7 protein-coding genes are annotated in these 6,264 nt (G+C 33.2%); 1 reads left to right on the plus strand and 6 read right to left on the minus strand.

What is annotated here, in order from left to right; translation table 11 throughout:
- Nucleotides 1–6 precede the first annotated feature (6 nt).
- From HGK31_RS05815 to HGK31_RS05825, 3 genes are all read right to left on the minus strand, one after another.
- Nucleotides 7–711, minus strand: coding sequence for a DUF6090 family protein (locus HGK31_RS05815; protein ID WP_191858923.1), 705 nt, complete (start codon nt 709–711; stop codon nt 7–9).
- A 50-nt stretch (nt 712–761) separates the two neighbouring features.
- The gene (locus tag HGK31_RS05820; protein ID WP_104735590.1) at nt 762–1,097 is read right to left on the minus strand and encodes a hypothetical protein; all 336 of its coding nucleotides are present in this window, start codon (nt 1,095–1,097) and stop codon (nt 762–764) included.
- Nucleotides 1,098–1,160: 63 nt separating this feature from the next.
- Entirely contained in the window at nt 1,161–1,463 is a 303-nt protein-coding gene (locus HGK31_RS05825) for a hypothetical protein (RefSeq protein WP_191858863.1), read from the minus strand.
- A 113-nt stretch (nt 1,464–1,576) separates the two neighbouring features.
- On the opposite strand from HGK31_RS05825, the gene HGK31_RS05830 reads away from it, so the two are divergent.
- Nucleotides 1,577–1,954: a Na(+)-translocating NADH-quinone reductase subunit F gene (locus tag HGK31_RS05830; protein WP_191858864.1), complete on the plus strand. Its 378-nt coding sequence runs from the start codon at nt 1,577–1,579 to the stop codon at nt 1,952–1,954.
- 6 nt (nt 1,955–1,960) lie between these two features.
- On the opposite strand, the gene HGK31_RS05835 is transcribed toward HGK31_RS05830, so the two are convergent.
- From HGK31_RS05835 to HGK31_RS05845, 3 genes are all read right to left on the minus strand, one after another.
- Nucleotides 1,961–3,859, minus strand: coding sequence for an OmpA family protein (locus HGK31_RS05835; protein ID WP_233450991.1), 1,899 nt, complete (start codon nt 3,857–3,859; stop codon nt 1,961–1,963).
- Nucleotides 3,834–4,772 (minus strand): PorP/SprF family type IX secretion system membrane protein, encoded by a 939-nt coding sequence (locus HGK31_RS05840; RefSeq protein ID WP_191858865.1) that lies wholly within the window; start codon nt 4,770–4,772, stop codon nt 3,834–3,836. Before HGK31_RS05840 ends, HGK31_RS05835 begins: the two co-directional genes overlap by 26 nt.
- Nucleotides 4,773–4,783: 11 nt before the next feature.
- Nucleotides 4,784–6,264, minus strand: a 1,481-nt coding sequence (locus HGK31_RS05845; protein WP_191858866.1) for a gliding motility-associated C-terminal domain-containing protein, incomplete at its 5' end; no start/stop codon positions are given.

The following is a 6,264-nucleotide window of genomic DNA, read 5'->3' on the forward strand; positions in this document are numbered from 1 at the left end:
AAGAATTTAATCATTGAGTGTTGTTTCTGTAGTTTCAATTAATTTAATTAGGCGATCATTTAATATGTTTAGCGCTTCAATTGCTCGCTCATTTCTACGATAATCTATTTTTAAAATGTTTCGTGCTGTTGGAGATTGTAATAGAATAATTAGATTTTTTTTAGAGTCTTCTTTTTTTTGCCTAGACTCCAATTCATTATTGTAAGTAAATTCATAAGAATTCTGATTGTACCTCCAATAATTATCCTCTTGATCCACAGCGCGATTATGAGTTTCTGATGATTCAATAAAATCTGGAATGATATAATTATAGTAGATTTTTAAATCTTCAATCAAAGATTCGTACTCACCATAATTTGTAATCCCAGAACTCTCTAATTTTTTAAATGCGGAACTATTAAATGGTACTTTAGAGTAAAACGTTTCTAAATTTTTTTCTAAACTATCTATAGTTAATGTGCTGTAGTCTTTTAATGCCAAGAATGATTTAGTGGTTTGTATGCGTTTTTTTGTAAAATCTAGTTCGATATGTATGGTTGTGGTATCATTTTTTAAATCTTTAATAATCTCGGTTAAATAGTCTCTTAATTTGCTGTTATTTATTCGGTTCTGGTTCCAATTATTAATCTGCAGTGCAATCAGAATACCAATTACAACGAGTATTATTTCACCAATAGCGTATTTAAAATATTTGTTTGTTTGGCTATTCATGATAAGGTTTTGGCGAATTTTACGAAAGAATTTAATCATTCAGCATATTATTAATACAGAATGTTGTCCAATATTCTGTCTAGATTGCGTTCCATCATTTTAAAGTCACAATCGCTGAAGAAGATTTCATATATTTCTCTCCGAAGTTGAGCCAATTCCATGTTTGTGAATTCGTGAAGATGAATATTGTCATCAATTTTTTCGATACGTTCATCCTCATCATCATTTTTAAATTCCGTGTAAATACGCTCAAAGGTAACTTTGTCAACTTTAGACTTAATTAAATTTAATTCTTCTTCAGTTTCCATAGAATCTGCATTGGCACAGCATAGTAAAATGTAAATTTGCAATTCAATTTTACTTAATTTATTGGTTTTTGAATTCATTTGTAATTATTTATTTTGGTTGCTTATATTAAAATTTGATTATGACCTAAAATGTACCAGTTATCAAGCTTCTATTTGGGTATAGTATCTCCATGTAAAGTACAATAGAAATCCTGCTGTAATAAGCCCTAAAACTTTATTGACGGTTAAAATAGCCTTTCGAGAAGCTTTATAAGCTAGAAAAATAGATATTAGTAAGGCGAAAAATGCACTTATTATACCATATCCAAATACAATGGCACCACCTGCTAATCCTTGACCTTTTGCTGCATCTGTAATACCAGCATAAAACATTCCCAAGAAAAAGAATGTAATGCTTGCCAAAAGGTATAACAGTAAACTGTAGGGTTTGATAAAACGTTTCATGTACTTTTTTAATTAAGCAAAGAAAGTTCACTAAGTAGTTTTGGTTGGTGCTTTTAAAGTTAAACAATTTTTAATTCTGTTGTAGTCAATTTATTTAATATTATTTTTGCAGTATGAAGAAAGAACTTACAGAACAAGAATTACATAATCTAGCTATGAATCACGTAGGAAAAGAGTTAGAAAAACGTGGTTTTGAATTTGTTGCAATAAATAGTAAATTGAAAAAGCATCCGCAATTTGTTTGTATTGATAAAAACAATCAGTATTTTTTTGTGTTAGTAAGAGCTGTTTTGTTACCTGAAAATCCAAACAATTATGATGTGATTTGGATGGAGACTTTTAAAAAGCATGCTCGTGAAAAAGATGCTAAAGTACTTTATGCAGGTGTTGGATTGGGTAATCCACAAGGTGAGGATTTGCCAATTTATTTAAATGAAAATTACTTAATTGAATACAATGGTATTCAGGTTATTGAAACACATCTGAACTAGAGCTAATTATTTTAATATAATAAACTCACAGCGTCTGTTGATGGCATGCTCATCTTCTGTGCAATTATCACCACAGTTTACTAACGGTTGACTTTCGCCAAATCCTTTTGATAGTAGCCTTTTGGAATCAATACCATTTGAAACTAAATATTCTAGAGTAGCACGAGCTCTATTGTTTGAAAGTTTTAAGTTATAAGCTTCGGTGCTTCTTGAATCTGTATGAGCGCCTAATTGTATTTCCATTCGCGGGTATTTTTTTAGTAAGTCAACTAGAACATCTAAAGTTTTGGCTGCTTGCGGTTTAATATCCCATTTGTCTAAATCAAAATAGATGTTTTCCAGTTCAATGTAAATATAACCATCAACTTTTGTGACTACAATTTCTTCAGCATCGTCATATGATTCAATTTCCAATTCAATATTTAGTTCAATTTTCCCTTCATCAGAAGTATCAAATGCTTCTGTGGTAGGGATGTAAAAATCTCGGTATCCTTCAATCTTATATTTTTTATTAGGTTCAGTTTCAAAAACATACTTTCCATCTTCACCAACATAAGTTTCACCTGCTATACTACCATCTTCATTCAAGAGCGTGATTTTAGTTCCGGGTAAAATGGCTTTGGTGTTTTTATCTCTAACCTCACCTTCAACTAAATAAGTTCTTTTGTTTTCCTGACGCTGAAAGGCATAAATTTTATCAATTCCATCTCTGTTTGAAGAGAAATACCCTTTTTCAAATGAGCCTTTAAGAACAAAACCAAAATCGTCTATACCTGAATTTATAGTGCTTCCTAAATTCATGGGTGTAGAGTGACCTTCTTCATTTAAATGAGTCATGTAGATATCCAAGCCACCAAGACCTTGATGACCATTAGAAGCAAAATATAATACATTGTCTTTTGAAACGAATGGGAATTGCTCTCTGTGCTTTGTGTTTATTGTTTCACCTAAATTTACTGGTTCTCCATAGGAATCACCATTAACGTCTACATAAAAGATGTCAAATGAGCCAAAAGAGCTGGGCATATCGCTGGCAAAGTACAGCCTACTGTTTTTTTCATCGAGAAAAGGGTGTTGCGTAGAGTAGGAGTCATCTGTAAACGGTAAGACTTCAATATTAGTCCAAATATCATCAACTAATTCAGCACGATAAATTTTGACTACAGCATATTTTGATTCACCAATTTTAACTTGCTTATTATGTGTTCTTGAGAAATACATGGTCTTTCCATCGGTTGTAAATGTAGCATTGCTTTCATGGGTGTCAGTATTTATTTCTTCTGAAAAAGGAATAACATTGTCAAAACTTATATCATTTGATACAGAGGCTTTATATAAATCTAGGTAAGGTTTCTCATTCCATTTATAGCTTGGACTTTCAAAGTTTCTCAAAGATGCAAAAACAACCTCATTTCCTAAATATGAAACTCCAAAATCGCCAGCTGAAGACCCAGTGTTGACCGCCTTTACAGTATAGTTATATGGCACTGTTCGCGTTAATTTATCAATAAAGTTTTGGGTATTGACTTCTGTTGAGAGGTATTCTTCAAGTATTTTATCAGCTTTTTTATAATCATTCAGACCTTTTAATACATGTGAATATCTAAAATAAACCTCTTTGTCAACGCTGTCCTTAAATTTGCTGAACAATTGGTCGTAAGTATTTTTAGCTTCTTGAATTTGCGAATTATAGTAGTATGAATCTCCCAAATTGGTTAATACTTCTTGGTTTGGTTCTAATTCTTGGTATAGAGAAGCGGCTTCTACATAGGCCTTATTTTCAAAAAGTCTATTGGCTTGTTTGAGTTTTCTTGCTTGACCAAAATGGGATTGGGCTATAAATAAAAGAATAATAATGATGATGCCTCTTTTCATAAGTCTAAAAGAATCTTGGTGATTTATCATAACCGTTACCTAGTTTTCCAATATCAAATAATATGATGATTTCATGTGAACCTGAATTGAATCTTCCTAAGTTTGATAGGGTGTAATCATAAGCGTATCCAATACGTAATGGCTCAATAATTCTAAAATTTGCTAAAGCACTTACAGAATCATCAAACCTATAGCCTACACCAAACTCTAATTTATTATTAATTAGAACATTTGTTGTTAAATCTAATGAGATAGGTGCTCCTGAAACAGCTTTTGTCATAAAGGCAGGTTTTAATTTTAGATTAGAATTTAAATCAAAGACGTAGCCACCTGTTAGAAAAAAATGCATCTCTTCTGTTCCAGAAGTAACTACACCATTGCTATTATCTAAATGTTCAGATTTTAATAAATTTGGAACCGAAAATCCAACATAATAGTTTTCAGCGAAATAGAAAGCACCTACGCCTATATTTGGAAATGTTTTATTTAAGTTATTTGCAAAAGCTTGATCAGGTAGTGGATCTGAATAAACAAATCCATTAAAATTGGTGCTAAAAAAGGTCGCGCCAGCTTTTACACCGAATGATAATTTTGAATTTTCATTTATAGGGATAGCATAGGCAAAATCAGCAAAAACATTAGTTTCCTTAACAACATCACCAATTTGGTCATGTACTATAGAAATACCTCCTTCCATTCGTTTTCCTATAACGCCGTGAGCAAAAAAAGTTCCTGTAGTAGGACCTCCAACAGAACCAACCCACTGGGCTCTATAAAGAACTCCTAGATTTATCAAATCAGGATTGTCTGTTGCATAACCTGGGTTTATAACACTCATGTTATACATGTACTGCGTGTATTGAGAATCTTGTTGGGAATAAGTTTGTGTACCCCAAAAAAAGATAAGTAATATAGTATATTTTATAAAGTATTTTGTCTTCATATTTTCTTAAGCTATCGGCTTAAATAAACCCTGCCTTGTATTGGTTTTCTGTTTCCATCGTTAAACTTTAGAATATAGAAATAAACACCCACTGGTAATTCAGAATTGCCTAATGTTATACCTTTTTCAGAATAGCCATTCCAGTTTGGAGTGTCAATATTTCCTTTGTATAAAATATTCCCATAGCGATTATAGACTTCTAAAGTAAAATTTGGATATAAGTCTCTTAAGTTTACGATATTAAAATCATCGTTAATATTATCTCCATTTGGAGAAAAACCATCTGGAATAATAATATCATTAGGGCAATCATCAAGCTGAACTGTAACCTCTAATCTTGGAATGCTTTCACAGCCTTCGGCAGTAAGTGTAGAAGCATAATATGTTTCTCCATCTTCTAATAATGTAGTATCTGAATAATTGGTACCTCCATTTGGGTCATCATACCATGTAATGGGAGCATTACCAACTATACTTGCTGTTAAATCAGAAATTGTTGGTTCATCTTGTTCGCAAAAAATGTTTCCTTCTTCAATAATTTCAGGAGTTACATTGTCAAACACTATGAAATCTGCGGATGTAATTAATGTTACATCGGCACTACACATGGAATTCATTGGGATTAGTGAAATGATAGCTATAGTTGTGGTACCAATATTGGTCAAAAAACTATCAGGAATACTAAAATCTGAATTACCACCTGTGAAAGTAACAGTTACTGAATTCTGAAAATTATTAGCATTGGTTAAACTATATATAATCGTATAGTCTCCATCTGGCAATGAAGTTGCTCCAATTATTTCAACTAAATTAGGAAGTCCCAAACATATATTACCTACTTGGAGCTCAAGTCCAGTTACATCTGGGTTGGTTTCAATTGTAACAGTAATTTCAGATAAGTCACGTTGATTACATTGATTTGGACCCACAGAATAGCTGTAAACACCTGGCGTATCTAGATTGGGATCAAAAAAACCTGTGCTAGAGGCTAGAGGAGGACTCCAGATACCTCCAGTGTCTGGATTACCAGTTATAAAATCGAATAAATTTTGGATACCATCCTCTGAACATATTACAACTGAAACATCATTACCAGCATTAGGTTCAGGAACTACCGCTACAGTTACAGTAGCCGAAGCATCCGGACAAGGAGCTGTTCCGGTTACGGTATACGTATAAGTTCCAGGCGCATCCACATTAGGATCAAACAGGCCAGTTCCAGAAGCTAGGGCAGGACTCCAAGTTCCACCTGTATCAGGCGAACCACCAAGGACATCAAAAAGATCTTGAGTAGCATCATTGTTACAGATATCAATAGAGCCACTTGTACCAGCATTAGGTTCAGGAACTACTGCTACAGTTACAGTAGCTGAAGCATCCGGACAAGGAGCTGTTCCGGTTACGGTATACGTATAAGTTCCAGGCGCATCCACATTAGGATCAAACAGGCCAGTTCCAGAAGCTAGGGCAGGACTCCAAGTTCCACCTGTAT

It is taken from the genome of Hanstruepera ponticola, assembly GCF_012931685.1.
In the GTDB taxonomy this organism is placed as follows: Bacteria; Bacteroidota; Bacteroidia; order Flavobacteriales; family Flavobacteriaceae; genus Hanstruepera; species Hanstruepera ponticola.

Excerpts from the sequence above, each read along its gene's own strand:
- HGK31_RS05820 (WP_104735590.1), bottom strand. The coding sequence starts at position 1,097 with ATGAATTCAAAAACCAATAAATTAAGTAAAATTGAATTGCAAATTTAC.
- HGK31_RS05835 (WP_233450991.1), bottom strand. The coding sequence starts at position 3,859 with ATGATAAATCACCAAGATTCTTTTAGACTTATGAAAAGAGGCATCATC.
- HGK31_RS05815 (WP_191858923.1), bottom strand. The coding sequence starts at position 711 with ATGAATAGCCAAACAAACAAATATTTTAAATACGCTATTGGTGAAATA.
- HGK31_RS05840 (WP_191858865.1), bottom strand. The coding sequence starts at position 4,772 with ATGAAGACAAAATACTTTATAAAATATACTATATTACTTATCTTTTTT.
- HGK31_RS05830 (WP_191858864.1), top strand. The coding sequence starts at position 1,577 with ATGAAGAAAGAACTTACAGAACAAGAATTACATAATCTAGCTATGAAT.
- HGK31_RS05825 (WP_191858863.1), bottom strand. The coding sequence starts at position 1,463 with ATGAAACGTTTTATCAAACCCTACAGTTTACTGTTATACCTTTTGGCA.